The following is a 16,115-nucleotide window of genomic DNA, read 5'->3' as shown; positions in this document are numbered from 1 at the left end:
GGGAGCAAACAATGAGCACAGGAACTGACGGCGTACACCACGCTGCGGCGGAAGGCTATGCAAGCCTGGCGAACACATACACACGCGGGCGGCCGGACTATCCGCCCGAGGTCGCGGTCTGGTTGCGCGATCAGCTTGGACTCGAAGCCGGCAAGACGGTGGTCGATCTGGGCGCGGGCACGGGCAAATTCACGCCGCGCCTGATCGAGACCGGTGCGCATGTCATCGCGGTCGAACCGGTTGCGGGCATGCTCGAAAAGCTGGCTGCAAGCTTCCCCCAGGTCGATGCTCGCCCGGGCACGGCCGATGCGATCCCGTTACCCGATGCATCCGTCGACGCCATCGTCTGCGCGCAGTCGTTTCACTGGTTCGCAACGCACACGGCGCTGGTCGAGATTCATCGTGTGTTGAAGCCGGGCGGCACACTCGGCTTGATCTGGAATCTGCGCGATGCGCGCGTTCCCTGGGTCGCAAGACTCGATGCGATTGTCAATCGCGTGGAAGGCGACACGCCGCGCTACTACACCGGCGCGTGGCGCGCGGCGTTTCCGTTCGAAGGACTCGGTCCCATCGATGAACATCATTTCAAGCAAGGCCATACCGGTTCGCTTGAGGACGTGATCATCAACCGTGTGCGCTCGACGAGTTTTATTGCCGCGTTGGGAGCGGATGAACGGACGGCGATCGATCGCGAGGTCAGTGCGTTGATTGCATCGGAACCCGAGCTTGCCGGCAAGGACGTTGTCACGGTTCCTTATGAAACGGCTGCGTTTTCGGTGCAGAAACTCGGCTGATGCGAATGCTCAGTTCGCTACGAACCCACGCCCGCGACGCAGCCTGATGGGACCGTGATCGATCTCATCGGGCGAAAGCGTGGTCTCGCCCCGCGTGATGCGCACGACGCCCGCCTCGGCGAGCCCTGCAGCAACCTTGCGCACAGCAGGCATCAATGCGCGCCAGACGGTTTCATCGGAGGCGAGAGCACGCGCGACGTCCGAGGGGCAAATGGACGACTCCTCGCGGCGCTCGGATAGCAGCTTCATCATGCAGCGTTCGATGGTCGTATCGTCGATATTCATAAGCCGCCGGGTAAGTGATGGCCATACGCGCACGGCCGTTCTCTGTCACAGTATTGAACCGAAGCACAGTTCATACCGGCGACCACCAGTTCTCTATGACCATCAGCAATAATGACGCGCCGCCCGCACTCGAATGCCGCGGTTTGAGCAAGGCTTACGGCACCGGCAGGATCGTGCTGGCCAACCTGGATTTTTCGCTTGATCCCGGCGAGTTCGTGGCCGTCATGGGCGACTCGGGCGTGGGCAAATCGACATTGCTCAACCTGATCGCCGGCCTCGACTCGGCCGACAGCGGCGAAGTGCTGATCGACGGCACACCGATCTCCCAACTCGACGACGATGCCGCCACGCGCCTGCGTCGACAAAAACTCGGCTTCGTCTTCCAGGCGTTTCACGTACTGCCGCACCTCACGCTGGCGCAAAACGTCGCACTGCCGCTGCTCCTGAACAACACGCCGCCCAAGCGCGCGCTGGACGTGCTGGCCGCGGTCGGGCTCGGCGGCCGTGGCAACGATTTTCCGCGGCAACTTTCAGGCGGTGAACTGCAGCGTGTTGCGATAGCGCGGGCGCTCGTGCATCGTCCAAGCCTGATTCTCGCCGATGAACCCACCGGCAACCTCGACCCCGACACCGCGCACGAAGTCCTCGACTTGCTGCGCGCCGAAATCAAGTCGACCGGCGCGGCCGCGATCATGGTGACGCATTCAACGGCAGCGGCGGCCAGCGCCGACCGAATACTCATTCTGAGCGATGGCGGCCTGCATGGCGCAAAACAGGCGGAGCGCTTCGCGCGCACGGCCAATGAATGACCGCGCAGCGCCGCCCGTCGAGCGCATTGCGGGAAGCCGGCTGCTTGCGCGCTGGCTGCTGGGCGCCGAGTGGCGCAGCCATCCTGCACGCGCAATCGTGGCCATCGCGACCATTGCGCTTGGCGTGGCGCTCGGGTACGCGGTCCAGTTGATCAACAGCGCGGCGTTCAACGAGTTCTCGGCGGCGGCCAAAAGTCTCTCGGGCGAAGCGGATCTGCAAGTGCGCGGGGCGCAACCCACCTTCGATGAATCCTGGTACCCGCGTCTCGCACGCGAACCCGGCGTGGCGCTGGCGAGTCCGGTTCTCGATATCGACGTAACGGTGCCCGGCGAAACGGCTGCGCTGAAAGTGCTTGGCATCGACGTGTTCCGGGCAAGCCACATCACACCTGAGCTGATCGGTGTGCCGTCGGCGCAGACCCCGCTCGACTCCCTTTCAGCCGATGCCATCTTCCTCTCGCCCTCGGCGCAAACGTGGCTCAAGGCGCCGCCGCGCGCCGATGTCGCGCTGCGTAGCGGCACATCGACGGTTGAGTTTCGCGTGGCGGGCGGTATCGTCAGGACGCGGCCGGGGCAGCGCATCGCGGTCATGGATATCGCCGCCGCACAGTGGCGCTTTGGTCTGGAAGGAAAATTGTCGCGCGTCGATCTTCAGCTCGAACGCGGCGTGGATCGCGAAACCTTCAAACGGCAGCTTCAGGCGCAGCTTGGCAATCAGCTCGTCGTGGCCGAAACCCGTGACGATGAAAACCGTACCGATCGGCTTTCGCGTGCTTATCGGATCAACATGAATGTGCTTGCGCTGGTCGCGCTTTTCACCGGCGCGTTCCTGGTGTTTTCGACGCAGGCGCTGGCCGTGGTGCGCCGCCGGTCGCAATTCGCGATGCTGCGTGTGTTGGGCGTGACACGCGCGCAATTACTGCGGCAGATCCTGATGGAAGGCGCGTTGCTCGGGGTGATCGGATCGCTGCTCGGGCTCGTGCTGGGGTACGCGTTATCGGATGTTGCGCTGCGGTTTTTTGGCAGCGATCTGGGCGGCGGCTATTTCCCGGGTGTGCAGCCGCATGTCGGTTTCGAACCGGTTGCGACGACCATTTTCCTGGCGTTGGGAATAGCAGTATCGGTGCTGGGCAGCCTCGTGCCAGCGCTCGAAGCAGCGCGTGCACGGCCGGCTGCGGCGCTCAAGGCCGGTAGCGAGGAAGGCGCGCTCGCAAGACTTGCAACGCCCTGGCCTGCCGTCGGATGTCTGGTCGCCGCGCTGATCCTGACACTATTGCCGCCATTCTTCGATGTCCCCATTCTTGGTTATCTCGCCGTCGCGCTGCTGCTGATCGGCGGCATTGCGCTGATGCCGCGATGCACGGCGATCGTCTTCACCACCCTCAGCCGATGGCGCGCCAGACACCACACGAACGCCGCCACGACACTCGCGCTCGCCCGGCTCGCCAATGCGCCGGGACAGGCATCCATTGCGATGGGCGGCGTCTTGTCCAGCTTTGCGCTCATCGTCGCCATGGCGATCATGGTGGCGAGTTTCCGCGTGTCCGTGGATGAATGGCTCACGCATCTTTTATCCGCCGATCTCTATGTGCGCGTCACGCCGAACGGCGACACGGGAAGTCTCGCGCCTGCCGAACAGGCGACGCTTGCCGCCGTGCCGGGCATCAAAACCGCCGCGTTCACGCGCACCTCGCACCTCACGCTCGATCCGGCGCGTCCGGCCATTGCGTTGCTGGCGCGCGAGATCGATGCCAACGATCCCGGCGCCACGCTGCAGATGACCGGACCCGTGCTGCCGATGTCATCCGTGCATCAAGGCGAGACGCCTATATGGGTATCGGAGGCGATGGTCGATCTCTATGGGTATCGAACGGGCGAGCGCGTGCGGTTGTCGGTCGGAGCGCATGAATCGAGCTTCGTGGTCGCCGGCGTGTGGCGCGACTATGTCCGGCAAACCGGCGCAATCCAGTTGCGGCTTGCGGACTACCGCAGGCTTACGGGCGACACGGGTGCAACCGATGTAGCCGTCAGCGTGCAGCGCGGAACCAACGTGGACGACGTGATTGCAAGACTGCGCAAACTCCCTTTCGGCCCCGCGATGGAATTCGCCCAGCCCGGCGAGATCCGCGCGAAGACACTGACGATTTTCGATCGCAGTTTCGCGGTCACTTATCTGCTCGAAGCGGTGGCGATCGTGATTGGCCTGTTTGGCGTCGCCGCGACCTTTTCGGCGCAGACGCTCGCACGTGCGCGCGAATTCGGCATGTTGCGACACGTCGGCGTCACGCGCCGCCAGGTCCTCGCAATACTCGCTGCCGAAGGCGGCATGCTGACGGCGCTGGGTACTGCCGTGGGGTTCATTCTCGGCTGGGCGATCAGCCTGATCCTCGTGTTTGTCGTCAATCCGCAGTCGTTTCACTGGAGCATGTCGATGCACATTCCCTGGTCCGTGCTCGGCACGGTCGCGGCGGTGATGCTGGTTTCATCGTGCGCGACGGCCGTGATCGCAGGCCGCAAGGCGATCTCGCTCGATGCCGTCCGCGCCGTCAAGGAGGACTGGTAATGCGTCTCTTCAAGCACCTCCAGGCCTTGACGTTATGCCTATGCGCTATTGGAACCACGCCTTCGATGGCCGCCGAGTTCGCAACTGTCACGCCGGGTCATCAGCTAACGTTTCCGCAAGACACGGGCGCGCATCCGGCCTTTCGTACCGAGTGGTGGTACGCAACCGGCTGGCTGGATCAACCCGACGGCAAGCCGCTCGGGTTTCAGATCACGTTCTTTCGCTCGGCGACCGGACACGATCCCGCCGATCCCAGTGCCTTCGCGCCATCGCAATTGATCATCGCGCACGCAGCGCTCAGCGATCCATCCATCGGACGGCTCGCGCACGATCAAAAGATCGCCCGGCAAGGCTTCGGTCTGGCCTATGCGAAGACCGGCAACACCGAGGTCAAGCTCGACGCATGGCAACTCGATCGTGCCGCCGATGGCCATTACGCCGTAACGGTCAAGGCCAGCAATTTCACGCTGAACCTCACACTGACGCCAACGGCCGGGCCACTATTGCAGGGTGACAACGGCTACTCGCGCAAAGGCCCTTTACCCGCGCAAGCGAGCTACTACTACAGCGAACCGCAACTACGCGTAAGCGGCAAGGTCACGCGGACTTCGGCACAGAACGGCAAAGCCGCCCTCGATACGACCGTCACCGGTTCGGCGTGGCTCGATCACGAATGGTCCAGTACCGTACTCAGCGCCGACGCGGTCGGCTGGGACTGGCTCGGTGCGAACCTGACCGATGGATCAGCGTTGATGGCGTTCAAGGTTCGCAGCCATGACGGCAGCGCGGTCTGGGCACACGCGACGCTACGAGACCCGCAAGGCAACGCGAAATCTTTCGATGGCGATCAGATCGACTTCATGCCGTTGCGCACATGGCGCTCGCCACGTACGGGGACGTCGTATCCCGTGTCGGAGAGGGTAAGAACCGGCGACGCAACATGGCAACTCGACCCGCTGATGGATGATCAGGAACTTGATTCCAGTCAGTCCACGGGGGCGGTATATTGGGAAGGCGCGGTAACGGTGAGCCGTGACAACAAGAAAGTCGGGCACGGGTATCTTGAGCTGACCGGCTATATCAAGGCGCTGAAAATGGAGAAGTAGTCGCACGATGTGCGTGCGGCTACTTTTGAAACACGCGCTAAAGAACCAACGCTCAGTTCTTCAAACTATCCGGGACTTTGCCGCCATTGGCCGCAAGTTGCGCCATGACCGCCTTGTGCAACCAGATGTTCATGGATGCCGAATCATTCGTATCGCCCGAATAATGCAGTTCACCCGCAAGCTCCTTGCGAGCGGCAAGGCTGCTGTCCAGACCCAACAGTTTCATCAGATCGACAATCGATGTCTGCCAGTTAAGTTTTTCCGATGATCTGGATTGCAGGTCGGTCAATACTGCTTCGACGTCGACCGGCGGCGCCGCAGCGATTTCGGCCGACGGCGCGCTCGCGGCTGCAGCCGCCGTGTCAGGTGCTGCGACTGGCGCAGGCGCTGCGACGGCCGGGTGGCTCGAAGGGAAAATCTTGCTCAGGATCGTTCCGAAGATGCTCATGATGGGTATCCCTTATTCGATGGTGGAAGCAACTTGATTGCAGCTTCACGCAGCATGCCCGCAAGCTCCATACCTTGAAACGTTTCGCAGGACAGAGAACATTGCAGGCAGCTCAGGCTGCAGGAACATTGTAGGTGAGCGAGGACGCGATTGAACGACATCGGTATGTGAAAAAACGTCTTTGGTGCAATGAGACCCGCATTGATTTTGGCGTCTGCAATGAAATTGTCACGCCTGCGTCGTCATGAATTGCCCGTCATTCATGCGATGATTCGCGCACTGCAACCGTACGCATTGCCATGACATCGAGACGACAACCTGACTTCGCACGCTCATCCGCACGCTTCGTAACGGGTTCCACCTTACGCCACGTGGTCGTGATGGCGAGCACCGGCGCAATCGGGCTGATGGCGGTATTCGCCGTCGATCTCGTCAACCTCTTCTACATCTCCCTTCTCGGCGATACATCCATTGCCGCCGCTGTCGGATTTGCCGGCACGATCAACTTTTTCATCACGGCCATATCGATCGGCATGACGATTGGCGTCAGTGCCACCGTCGCGAGGCTTCTCGGCGCCGGACAGCGCATGAAGGCGCGGCAGGTCGCGTCCGCGAGTCTTGTATTGATGATCGCCGTAACGATCGTATTGAGCGCAGCCACCTTGCTGTTCCTCGATCCGATCCTCAGAGCATTGGGCGCCGCGGGCGAGACGCGCACGCTGACCCGCAGCTTCCTGATGATCACCGCGCCCACGTATGTGTTCCTTGCCATCGGCATGTGCACGGCCGCGCTGATGCGCTCCGTTGGCGATGCCCGGCGCGCCATGGCCGTCACGCTCATGGCTGCGGTCGTGACAGCCGTACTCGATCCGATTCTCATCTTCGGTTTTCATCTCGGGTTGACGGGCGCGGCCATATCGAACGACATAGCGCGGCTCGCCCTTGCCGCGGTGGGCTTGCATGGCGCAATGCGCGTCAACGACCTGATCGGTCCGGTGCGATTTTCGCGGCTCTGGTCAAACAGTCAGCCGGTCATGAAAGTGGCGCTTCCCGCTGTTCTGACGAATCTGGCCACGCCCGTTGCAAGCGCTTATGTCACGCACGCGATGGCGCGTTTCGGCGCAGCGGCCGTAGCCGGTCAGGCGACCGTCGACCGGATCACGCCGGTGGCCTTCGCGCTGATCTTCGCGCTCACCGGGGCGGTCGGTCCGATCATCGCGCAGAATCTCGGCGCCGGCCGCGCGGACCGGATTCGCGAAACCATCCGCAACAGCCTCGTATTCGTGCTGCTGACCGTCGCGGTTGCGTGGCTCGTTCTGGCACTGGTCCAGAACGGCCTGATCCGCGCGTTTTCCGCACGCGGCGACACCGCCATGATCATCCGCGTATTTTGTTCGTGGCTGGTCGCGAGTTATGCGTTTGTCGGCTGTCTGTTCGTGGCGAACGCGACCTTCAACAATCTCGACAGGCCGTTGTTATCGACGGTATTCAACTGGGGACGCGCAACGCTCGGTACGCTGCCGTTCGTTGCCGTCGGCATGAAGTACGGGCCTGTGGGCGTGCTGATCGGCATTGCGGCGAGCAATGCGGTCTTCGGCACAATGGCGATGTTCGTTGCGTTCATTGTCGTCAAACGTCTACCCATGGGCGATTGCGCCGCCATGGCGCGCAAGGACAGCAACCGGCTGGAACAGTCGTCAGTGAATGTTCCGGGTGCCGCGGTGGGCAATACGGTCGCGCCCGATGTCGAATTGAAAGAGTTTCCCGTGCAGGGGCGTTAGACGGCCGACCGGTACCGGAAGTGCTGCTCAGGCAACTGGATCGAGTGCTGCGAGCGTCCACTCCGGACCGCAATCAGGGCTTCAAAAGCATCACTCGGTATCGGTCACGTCAGCATCACCGTTGACAGTGAGCGTCCCATGATTCATGGCAGCAGCCGCCAGCGCGATCGGCAGTTCGGGATGTGCTTCCTTGCGCTCGCTGTAACGGTCGGTCAGGTAAGCCGAGCGGTCACGCACCAGCAGCGTGAACTTGAACAGCTCTTCCATTACATCGACGACACGATCATAAAATGCCGACGGCTTCATCCGGCCATCGGCGTTGAATTCTTGATGAGCTTTCGCCACCGATGACTGGTTGGGAATGGTCACCATGCGCATCCAGCGGCCGAGTATCCGCAGCGCGTTCACCGCGTTAAAGGACTGTGAGCCGCCACAGACTTGCATCACTGCCAGCACGCGGCCTTGCGTCGGACGAACACCACCGCTTTCGAGCGGCAGCCAATCAATCTGATTCTTGAAGACCGCTGTCAGGGTTCCATGGCGCTCCGGACTGCACCATACCTGCCCTTCAGACCACTCGGAGAGCCGCCGCAGTTCCGCGACCTTCGGATGATCTGCCGTGACACTGTCCGCGAGCGGCAGACCGAGCGGGTCGAAGACGCGGGTCTCGGCGCCGAAATGGCGCAGGATGCGTTCGGCTTCGAGAGTGACAAGCCGGCTGTATGACGTGGGCCGCAACGAACCGTAGAGCAACAGGATCCGCGGGGCGTGCTGTGACACGGCATGCGGCTCGAGCTTCGAACTATCGGGCGTATCGAGATGCGGAGCACTGATGTTGGGAAGGTCCTGGAACATCAGCACGCTCCTCGTCTTTCGGACAGGATGTCGAGAACGACTTCGGATTCGCGGCAACCTGGATCGCAATGAATAATGACAGTCATGCGTGTTGTCCCTTGATGCTGTTTTTCGCTTCGTATCGATGTTGCGAGCGGTTGAATAGGCTCAGGACTACTCATTGAATTCCTCTACAAAGTTTTGCCCGGGCAGACGCCTCGCGCGTTGAATCGGCGCGTTATTTGAAGGTGGCATGTCCAGGCATGGGTTTCATGGCGTCCTTGCGCAGCAGTCGGGCGGATCACTCGCAGCACAGGTCGCGCCGGCGCAGCAGTTCTCGGTCAGGAAGCCGACCAGGCCCGTCATGACATGAAAATTTGCCGAATAGATGATGAAGCGGCCCTCTTGCCGTGGCCGCACCAGCTCGGCATGGGACAGATCTTTCAGGTGGAAAGACAGGCTCGAGGGCGATAGGCCGACCTGCTGTGCAATTTCCCCGGCAGCCATACCGTCCGGGCCCGCCACGACCAGAAGGCGGAATATCGCAAGACGCGATTCGTGAGCGAGCGCGCTTAGGGCGCGTACGACAATATTGGGCTCCATGTGGCGTAGCTTAAGTCCTTCATTTCCATATTTCAAGTAATATTGAAATTAACATCCGATTCAATGGATTTGCAGAATGTTAAACCGCCGTTCCGATTATTCATCCACGGTGGATTCAGTTGTCACCCCTATCGGTACAATGTTTCGATAGTGCGCGCATATACTGATTTCCATCGACGCAGCACACTAAGCAACAAGCGCTGCGTATCCTTTGGACGAAGTACTTGATACGCACCGGAGCACATCATGAACAAGACTTTTATCGCATCGTTGTTGATCGCCGTTTCGGCTGCCGTTGCAGCACCTGCATTTGCAAGCAGCGGTTATGGCCCGGCACCGTCGTATAACCCGCTGGCCGGCGCACCGGAATCGCAACGCGGTCAAAGTGCACAAAGCATCGCTGCAGATAAGGTCCAGCAAAACGGCGATTCGCGCGCTTACGGCGGCGTGAAGAGCACGAACACGGAATCCGGCAATCGCGTTCAGACGAACGACACACGTTCGATTTATTCGCATAATTGATTCGAGTTTGATGAAGCCAATGCCCGGTGAACGCAGGTTCAACGGGCATTGGTATATTCAGCATTCGCGTTTCTCTTTCGTGCATCGTATAAAGTCGATGGATCTGGCTTATTGCTTAAGCTCTTCTCCCCCGATGCAATCCACCCGAAAGGAAACACGCCATGTCAGAGCAAGCGCAGTTCGAACTTTTCGCATTCTGGCGCTCGTCCGCCGCGTATCGCGTACGCGTCGCACTCGCCCTGAAAGGCCTGAGCGCGCATGAGCAGAATATCGATCTCGATGCCGGCGAACAACGCAGCGACGCATTCCTGAAGATCAGTCCGCTCGGATCGATTCCCGCGCTGGTGCAAGAGGGGCACGAGCCGCTCACCCAGTCGCTCGCGATCCTCGAGTTCCTCGACGAGCTGCAGCCCACGCCGCCCTTGTTGCCGAGCGATTTGTACGGACGCGCACGTGTGCGTTCCATTGCATCGATGTGCGCCGCCGATACCCATCCCATGGTCGTGCCGCGCGTGAAAAAGTATCTGCAGACAGCCGGTGGTTTCGACGATACCGCGTGGCGCGCGTGGCAGATCAAGTGGCTGAGCACGGGGCTGGCAGCAATCGAAGAACGTCTTGCGGGGTCATCGGAGACGGGCATTTATTGTCATGGCGATCAACCCACCATGGCCGACATCTGCCTCGCGAGCATTGTTGCGGTCACACGCGTGTTCAAGATCACGGTGCCGGATATTCCGACCATCGACAGGATCATCGGCGTGTGCGACCAGCATCCGGCGTTCATGAAGGCGGACCCGAAAAAGCAGGCGGGTGCGCCGGGTTAAGCAACGCACCCGAGCTATACGATTGAATCAACGCCACGCTCCTGCGCATCGATCTCGTCTTTCAGGCGCAGGAGTTCGCTTCCATGCGCGTCCTGCTGCTTTTCGATGCGCTCAGTAGGCCCGACGACAGATATCCCGTACAAGTCACCGCCAACGGAAACTGCGATTGCCACTGCAGATAGCTCTGGTGCGCTTTCCCCAAGGTTCACGCTCCAGCCCCGCTGCCTTGCCGCCGACGTCTGCTCGACCAGTGCAGCAAAATCAGCGGTCGTGCGATCCGTCATCCGCTCGAACCCGAGCTTTTCGGCAAGCGTTGATTGCATCTGCGCGGACAACTCACCGAAGATCGCCTTGCCAATCGAATTGGCATGCACCGGGCGCAGCTCGCCTGGCTTCACGATGTAACGGATTGCCTTGAACGATTCGACCACGTCGAGATAAACCACGGCTGCGTCATGAATCTTGCCGAGCACAATGGTCTCGCCGGTGGCATCGCGCAAGGCGACCAGCCGGGCATGCAGCATCTCCACCACGGGGTCTACCGCATCGATCGCCTGGGCAAGCTGCAGCAGTCGCCGCGTCGGATAGTAACCGCCGCGCTTTTTCACTTCGTAGAGATATCCGCGGCTCACGAGCGTGCGCGCAAGCGCGAGACAGCTCGATACCGGCACGTCCATCAACCGGGCAAGTTCGGTCAGCGGCAAAGGCCGCTGTTCAGTAGCAAAACGTTCGAACAAGTCGAGCGTACGCGCAACGAGTTTGACATCCATGGCAATTCCCTTCACCAGGTTCGGCGCGTTCCGGCATTCAGGCAAACGGCATCAATATGACTTGGGCAGTCCCAACACTTTCTCGGCGATAAAACACATGATCATCTGCGGACTGACCGGTGCGAGCCTCGGAATCATACACTCGCGCAGATAACGTTCCACGTGATACTCCTTGGCGTATCCCATCCCGCCAAGTGTCGCTATTGCCGTCTGGCATGATTGAAACGCGGCTTCCGCCGCCAGGTACTTCGCGCTGTTCGCTTCGGCGCCGCATGGCTTGCCGGCATCGTAGAGGAATGCGGCCTTGAACACCATCAGGCTTGCTGCCTCCAGTTGCATCCAGGCCTGCGCAAGCGGATGCTGGATGGACTGGTTTTGTCCGATCGGACGCCCGAACACCACGCGCTCTTTCGCGTATTGCGTGGCGCGTTTCAGCGCAGCCTGTCCCAACCCGATGGCTTCCGCCGCGATCAGGATGCGCTCCGGGTTCAGGCCGTGGAGCAAGTACTTGAAGCCCTCGCCTTCCTGACCAATGAGGTCGCTGGCCGGAACCCTCAAGCCGTCGATGAACAACATGTTCGAGTCGACCGCCTTGCGGCCCATCTTCTCGATCTCGCGCACTTCGACTTTTTCGCGATCGAGATCCGTATAAAAAAGGCTGAGGCCTTGCGTCGGCCTGGCCACCTGATCGATCGGCGTGGTCCGCGCAATGATCAGCATCTTGTTCGCGACCTGCGCGGTCGATATCCAGATCTTGCGTCCGGTCAGTACATAGGTGTCGCCGTCACGAACCGCCTGTGTCTTGAGACGCGTCGTGTCGAGCCCCGAATCAGGTTCGGTGACGGCGAAACAGGCTTTGTCCGTTCCTGCGATCAACGGTGGCAACCAACGCTGTTTCTGCTCCTCACTGCCGAACACCTGTACGGGATTCAAACCGAAGATATTCATGTGCACCGCCGATGCACCCGATAACCCCGCGCCCGACGCACTGATCGTCTGCATCATCAACGCGGCCTCGGTCATGCCGAGACCGGAGCCGCCGTAGTCCGGCGACATTGCAATGCCGAGCCATCCCGCATCCGCCAGTGTCCGATGAAAGTCGTGCGGAAACCCGCCTTCGCGGTCACGTTCGAGCCAGTAGTCGTCATCGTAGCGTTCGCACAGCTTTTCAATGGCGGACTGGATGGACAACTGGTCTTCAGTCAGTTCGAAATTCATGATTGGGTCCGGGAACTAGAGCGGAAACACGCCGATCACCACAGCGGCCGCGACCATCAGCAGCGTCGCTGCGAAGAGAAAAGGGATCGTGAACTTCTGATGCTCGGCAAGCTCGACACCCGTCAGACCGACAATCAGGAACGTTGCCGGCGTGAGCGGACTAATCGGGAAACCCGTTGTCATCTGACCCAACAACGCAGCCTGGGCCATCTGGATGGGCGCCACGCCGAGCAGCTTCGCGCTCTCCGCCATGACGGGCAAGATGCCGAAGTAAAACGAATCGGGATCGAACAGCAGCGACAGCGGCATGGAAAGCAAGCCGAGCACGAACGGCATATGTCGCGCATGTTCGGCCGGGACGTGCTGCACGACCACATGGGCCATTGCGGTGAGCATGCCGCTGCCCGACATGATGCCGGTGAACGCGCCCGCCGCGAGCAAGACGCTCGCCATCATCAGCGCGGCTTTCGCGTGGGCGTCGATACGTGCACGCTGTGCATTGACCTCGGGGTAATTCACGATCAGCGCGACGACAGTGCCGAGCATGAACATCACGACAGGATCCACGATACCGCTGACCAGTGTCGCAAGCACCACGACTGTCAGCACCACGTTGATCCAGAAACGGTCCGGCCGGCGCAACGCGGCTTCTTCCGCCGACAGCTCGCGCGGCTGCAACACGGTTTGCGGCGCGCCTTTGCCCAACCCAAGGCGCTTTTCCTCCCGCTTGCCAAGCCAGTATGCCGAGCCGAATACGAACACGAGGCCAATAGCCTGCAGCGGAATCATCGGATAGAAGATCACTGTGGTCGGAATGTGCAGCGCGGCGGACGCACGCAGCATGGGGCCGACCCACGGCAGGAAGTTCACGCCCGCCGCGAGCGATGCCACACACGCAAGAATGCGTTTGTCGAGCCCGAGGCGCGTGTAAAGCGGCAGCATGGCAGGGATCGTCACGAGGAAGGTGACTGCGCCGGAGCCATCCAGATGGATCAGCAACGCGAGCAACGCCGATCCCATCACAATGCGCGTAGGTTTTGCGCCGACCATCCGCAAGATGCCATTAATGATCGGATCCAGCATTCCCGCATCCGTTAGGATGCCGAAGAAAAGGATCGCAAACACGAACATCCCCGCGACAGGGCCGATAGCCTGCACCCCGTGAACGATAAATTTCGCCGTGGACAACCCGAATCCCGCTACCAGCGCCGCGACCGTTGGCACCACGATCAACGCCACCAGCGGCGACAGCCGCCTGGTGATGATCAGGCCGAACAACGCAACAATGGCAATCGTGCCTGTCAGCGCGAGCATTACGCGCCTCCTTTGCGGGTTGCGTCGAAGACTTGCGCTTCGTGCTCGTTGAGCCGTGGTGGCGGCGTGCGGTAAGTAGCCGGTGTGCGACTGAGCTTGATGGGCGACGCAATGCCCTTGTACCCTTCCATCTGGACCACCATTTCCCGGTGTGCCGTGTGCGGCAGGTCGAGCGCGGCATCGATGGACAACACCGGCGCGCATGGCACGCCACGGCGAATCAGCATATCCGCGAGTTTCGCGCCGTCCCATTGTTCGAACACGCTCTCGAGCGCCCGGCGCAAGTCCTTGCGATTCGCCGTGCGCGCCTTGTTGCTTTCAAAGCGAGGATCGGCGGCGAGTTGCGGCGTGAGGATCACTTCGCAAAGCGCCGTGAATTGCGCGTTGTTTCCAACAGCCAGGAAGATATCGACGCTGCCCGTATGGAACATGTCGTACGGCGTGATGTTCGGATGCGCATTGCCGGTGCGTTGCGGCGGTTTGCCCGAATAGAAATAGTTCGGCGTGTGCGGGTGCAGGATCGACAACGCACAGTCGAACAGCGTGGATTCCACGAACTGCCCGAGCTGGCTGCCTTCACGTTCGCGCAACGCCATCAGGATGCCGAGCGCAGCGTTCAGTCCGGTCACCATGTCCACGATCGGAATGCCCACGCGCGTCGGCTCTCCGCCCGCTTCACCATTCACGCTCATGATGCCCGCCATTGCCTGGATGGCGGCGTCGTAGCCGGGCAGACCGCCCAGCGGACCATCGGCGCCAAAGCCGGACACACGGCAGTGAACCAGCTTCGGGAAGCGCGCTCTCAGGAATTGTTCGTAGCCGATACCCCATCGTTCGAGCGTACCGGGCTTGAAGTTTTCGATGAGCACGTCGGCCGTGTCGAGCAGACCAAGCAGCTTTTCGCGCGCCGCTTCCTTCGACAGATCCAGCGACACACCCAGCTTGTTGCGATTGACACCCAGAAAATACGAGGCCGTGTCGCCATCGAAAGGAGGACCCCACGTGCGGGTTTCATCGCCCAGCGGCGGCTCGATCTTGATCACCTCGGCGCCATGGTCGGCGAGAATCTGCGTGCAGTACGGACCGCCCAGTACGCGGGACAAGTCAATGACACGGATGCCGGCAAGCGACCCGTCAAGGTGTTGAGTCAAGGTATGCGTCTCCATCGGCAAGCAAATGCTCGCCATTCATTATTCCCACTCGTGAATTAAACTTTATAAGCGTGAATAATTTCCGTCAATACGGGTCGGGGAAACACCTAGTGTTATGAAAGGGCGCCTAGAAGCCGCAGCGCTTCGAGCGTCATCGTCTCGCGGGTGAGTTCGAGGAAGGCGCTCACCAGCGGGTTGGGATGCTGCAACTGCGGACATACGGTAAAGCCGCGAAACATCACTTCGGGCGAGAACGGCCGGAACACGATGCGCGCGGGGTTGGCATCGAGGGTAGCAAGCGGGTTCACCACGCCCACGCCCAGGCCGCGCGCAACCATCGCGCAAATCGTCGCGCCGTAAGGCGTCTCGATAGTCGGCACCTGGTTCACACCGGCCTGCCGCAACGCGCGATCGAGCGCAGAACGGGTGTCATCCGCATAGGACGGCAAAATCAGGCTTTGGTCTTTCAAATCCCGTGCGTGAATGCGCTCCCGTGCGGCAAGCGGATGGTTGGCGGGCAGCGCGCATACGCCCGGCAGCCGGTACAGCTCCGCGCTTGTGACGCCGAACGCGTCGGGTGTGATGGTGCCGAAGCCAACGTCGCAGTACCCTGATGACGCCCATCGCTGGATGGTCCCTTCGCTGCGCATTTCCAGCGATACCGCAATGCGCGGATACGCCGCCAGGAACCGCTCGATCACAAGCGGAACGAACGATAACGCCACCACGGGCGCTGCAACCAGCCGCAAGCGGCCGCTGCCGAACTGCCGGATTTCACGCGCTGAATGCGCAAGCTTTTCGATGCCGACAAAACTCCGGTCCACTTCGCGATAAAACGCGCTGCCTGCATCGGTGGCCTGGATCCGTCCGCCGTTGCGCGTGAAAAGCGCGAGTCCCGTCGATGCCTCCAGCTCCGCTATCAACCGGCTGATGCTCGGCTGCGATGTGCCGAGCTCCTCGGCAGCGGCTGTCATCGATCCGCGCAACATGACAAGCCTGAATGCCTCGATCTGCCGCTGGTTCATGACCTTTCCTCGGAGTAATCGTTTGAGATTGCCATACCAAAAATGAATAGCAGCCGTTTTTGGCCGTA

The 16,115-nt window shown here is 60.9% G+C and carries 16 protein-coding genes; 7 read left to right on the top strand and 9 right to left on the bottom strand.

Features of this window, described 5'->3' with window-relative positions:
* Window positions 1-11: 11 nt before the first annotated feature.
* Window positions 12-794: a class I SAM-dependent methyltransferase gene (locus tag AXG89_RS38925; RefSeq protein WP_075358349.1), complete on the top strand. Its 783-nt coding sequence runs from the start codon at window positions 12-14 to the stop codon at window positions 792-794.
* 9 nt (window positions 795-803) lie between these two features.
* Here the strand turns inward: AXG89_RS38925 and AXG89_RS38920 are convergent, their stop codons facing one another.
* Window positions 804-1,079 carry a DUF3253 domain-containing protein gene (locus AXG89_RS38920; protein WP_075358348.1) on the bottom strand — a complete coding sequence of 92 codons (276 nt, stop codon included), beginning with the start codon at window positions 1,077-1,079 and terminating at the stop codon, window positions 804-806.
* A 95-nt stretch (window positions 1,080-1,174) separates the two neighbouring features.
* On the opposite strand from AXG89_RS38920, the gene AXG89_RS38915 reads away from it, so the two are divergent.
* Genes AXG89_RS38915 through AXG89_RS38905 form a run of 3 tightly spaced genes read left to right on the top strand, consistent with a single transcriptional unit; the run spans window position 1,175 to window position 5,557 of the window.
* The gene (locus tag AXG89_RS38915; RefSeq protein WP_075358347.1) at window positions 1,175-1,888 is read left to right on the top strand and encodes an ABC transporter ATP-binding protein; all 714 of its coding nucleotides are present in this window, start codon (window positions 1,175-1,177) and stop codon (window positions 1,886-1,888) included.
* A complete protein-coding gene (locus AXG89_RS38910) occupies window positions 1,881-4,451 on the top strand; it encodes an FtsX-like permease family protein (protein WP_075358346.1) in 2,571 nt (856 codons plus the stop codon). Before AXG89_RS38915 ends, AXG89_RS38910 begins: the two co-directional genes overlap by 8 nt.
* The gene (locus AXG89_RS38905) at window positions 4,451-5,557 is read left to right on the top strand and encodes a lipocalin-like domain-containing protein (RefSeq protein ID WP_442861791.1); all 1,107 of its coding nucleotides are present in this window, start codon (window positions 4,451-4,453) and stop codon (window positions 5,555-5,557) included. Before AXG89_RS38910 ends, AXG89_RS38905 begins: the two co-directional genes overlap by 1 nt.
* Before the next feature lie 52 nt (window positions 5,558-5,609).
* On the opposite strand, the gene AXG89_RS38900 is transcribed toward AXG89_RS38905, so the two are convergent.
* Entirely contained in the window at window positions 5,610-6,005 is a 396-nt protein-coding gene (locus tag AXG89_RS38900; RefSeq protein WP_075358345.1) for a DUF3597 domain-containing protein, read from the bottom strand.
* Window positions 6,006-6,304: 299 nt separating this feature from the next.
* On the opposite strand from AXG89_RS38900, the gene AXG89_RS38895 reads away from it, so the two are divergent.
* On the top strand, window positions 6,305-7,786 hold the full coding sequence (locus AXG89_RS38895; protein ID WP_083637849.1) for an MATE family efflux transporter: 1,482 nt from the start codon (window positions 6,305-6,307) through the stop codon (window positions 7,784-7,786).
* A gap of 90 nt (window positions 7,787-7,876) precedes the next feature.
* Here the strand turns inward: AXG89_RS38895 and arsH are convergent, their stop codons facing one another.
* Both arsH and AXG89_RS38885 read right to left on the bottom strand, forming a co-directional pair.
* Complete coding sequence (gene arsH, locus AXG89_RS38890) at window positions 7,877-8,641, bottom strand: arsenical resistance protein ArsH (protein ID WP_075358343.1); 765 nt, start codon at window positions 8,639-8,641, stop codon at window positions 7,877-7,879.
* 249 nt (window positions 8,642-8,890) lie between these two features.
* Complete coding sequence (locus AXG89_RS38885; RefSeq protein ID WP_075358342.1) at window positions 8,891-9,223, bottom strand: ArsR/SmtB family transcription factor; 333 nt, start codon at window positions 9,221-9,223, stop codon at window positions 8,891-8,893.
* Window positions 9,224-9,469: 246 nt separating this feature from the next.
* Here AXG89_RS38885 and AXG89_RS38880 point away from each other — a divergent pair, with 246 nt between their 5' ends.
* Window positions 9,470-9,745, top strand: coding sequence for a hypothetical protein (locus tag AXG89_RS38880; RefSeq protein ID WP_075358341.1), 276 nt, complete (start codon window positions 9,470-9,472; stop codon window positions 9,743-9,745).
* A 161-nt stretch (window positions 9,746-9,906) separates the two neighbouring features.
* Window positions 9,907-10,569 carry a maleylacetoacetate isomerase gene (gene maiA / locus AXG89_RS38875; RefSeq protein ID WP_075358340.1) on the top strand — a complete coding sequence of 221 codons (663 nt, stop codon included), beginning with the start codon at window positions 9,907-9,909 and terminating at the stop codon, window positions 10,567-10,569.
* Between the two features lie 14 nt (window positions 10,570-10,583).
* Here maiA and AXG89_RS38870 read toward each other — a convergent pair whose 3' ends face one another.
* From AXG89_RS38870 to AXG89_RS38850, 5 genes are all read right to left on the bottom strand, one after another.
* On the bottom strand, window positions 10,584-11,339 hold the full coding sequence (locus tag AXG89_RS38870; RefSeq protein WP_075358339.1) for an IclR family transcriptional regulator: 756 nt from the start codon (window positions 11,337-11,339) through the stop codon (window positions 10,584-10,586).
* Window positions 11,340-11,390: 51 nt separating this feature from the next.
* On the bottom strand, window positions 11,391-12,557 hold the full coding sequence (locus tag AXG89_RS38865) for an acyl-CoA dehydrogenase family protein (protein WP_075358338.1): 1,167 nt from the start codon (window positions 12,555-12,557) through the stop codon (window positions 11,391-11,393).
* A gap of 15 nt (window positions 12,558-12,572) precedes the next feature.
* Window positions 12,573-13,871: a CitMHS family transporter gene (locus AXG89_RS38860; protein WP_075358337.1), complete on the bottom strand. Its 1,299-nt coding sequence runs from the start codon at window positions 13,869-13,871 to the stop codon at window positions 12,573-12,575.
* On the bottom strand, window positions 13,871-15,022 hold the full coding sequence (locus tag AXG89_RS38855) for a CaiB/BaiF CoA transferase family protein (RefSeq protein WP_075358448.1): 1,152 nt from the start codon (window positions 15,020-15,022) through the stop codon (window positions 13,871-13,873). Before AXG89_RS38855 ends, AXG89_RS38860 begins: the two co-directional genes overlap by 1 nt.
* Window positions 15,023-15,135: 113 nt before the next feature.
* Window positions 15,136-16,047 carry a LysR substrate-binding domain-containing protein gene (locus AXG89_RS38850; RefSeq protein ID WP_075358336.1) on the bottom strand — a complete coding sequence of 304 codons (912 nt, stop codon included), beginning with the start codon at window positions 16,045-16,047 and terminating at the stop codon, window positions 15,136-15,138.
* Between the last annotated feature and the right edge of the window lie 68 nt (window positions 16,048-16,115).

The sequence above is a fragment of the Burkholderia sp. PAMC 26561 genome, assembly GCF_001557535.2.
GTDB lineage: Bacteria > Pseudomonadota > Gammaproteobacteria > Burkholderiales > Burkholderiaceae > Caballeronia.
Note: the sequence above shows the minus strand (reverse complement) of the source record. Positions and strands in the feature narration are given on the sequence as shown.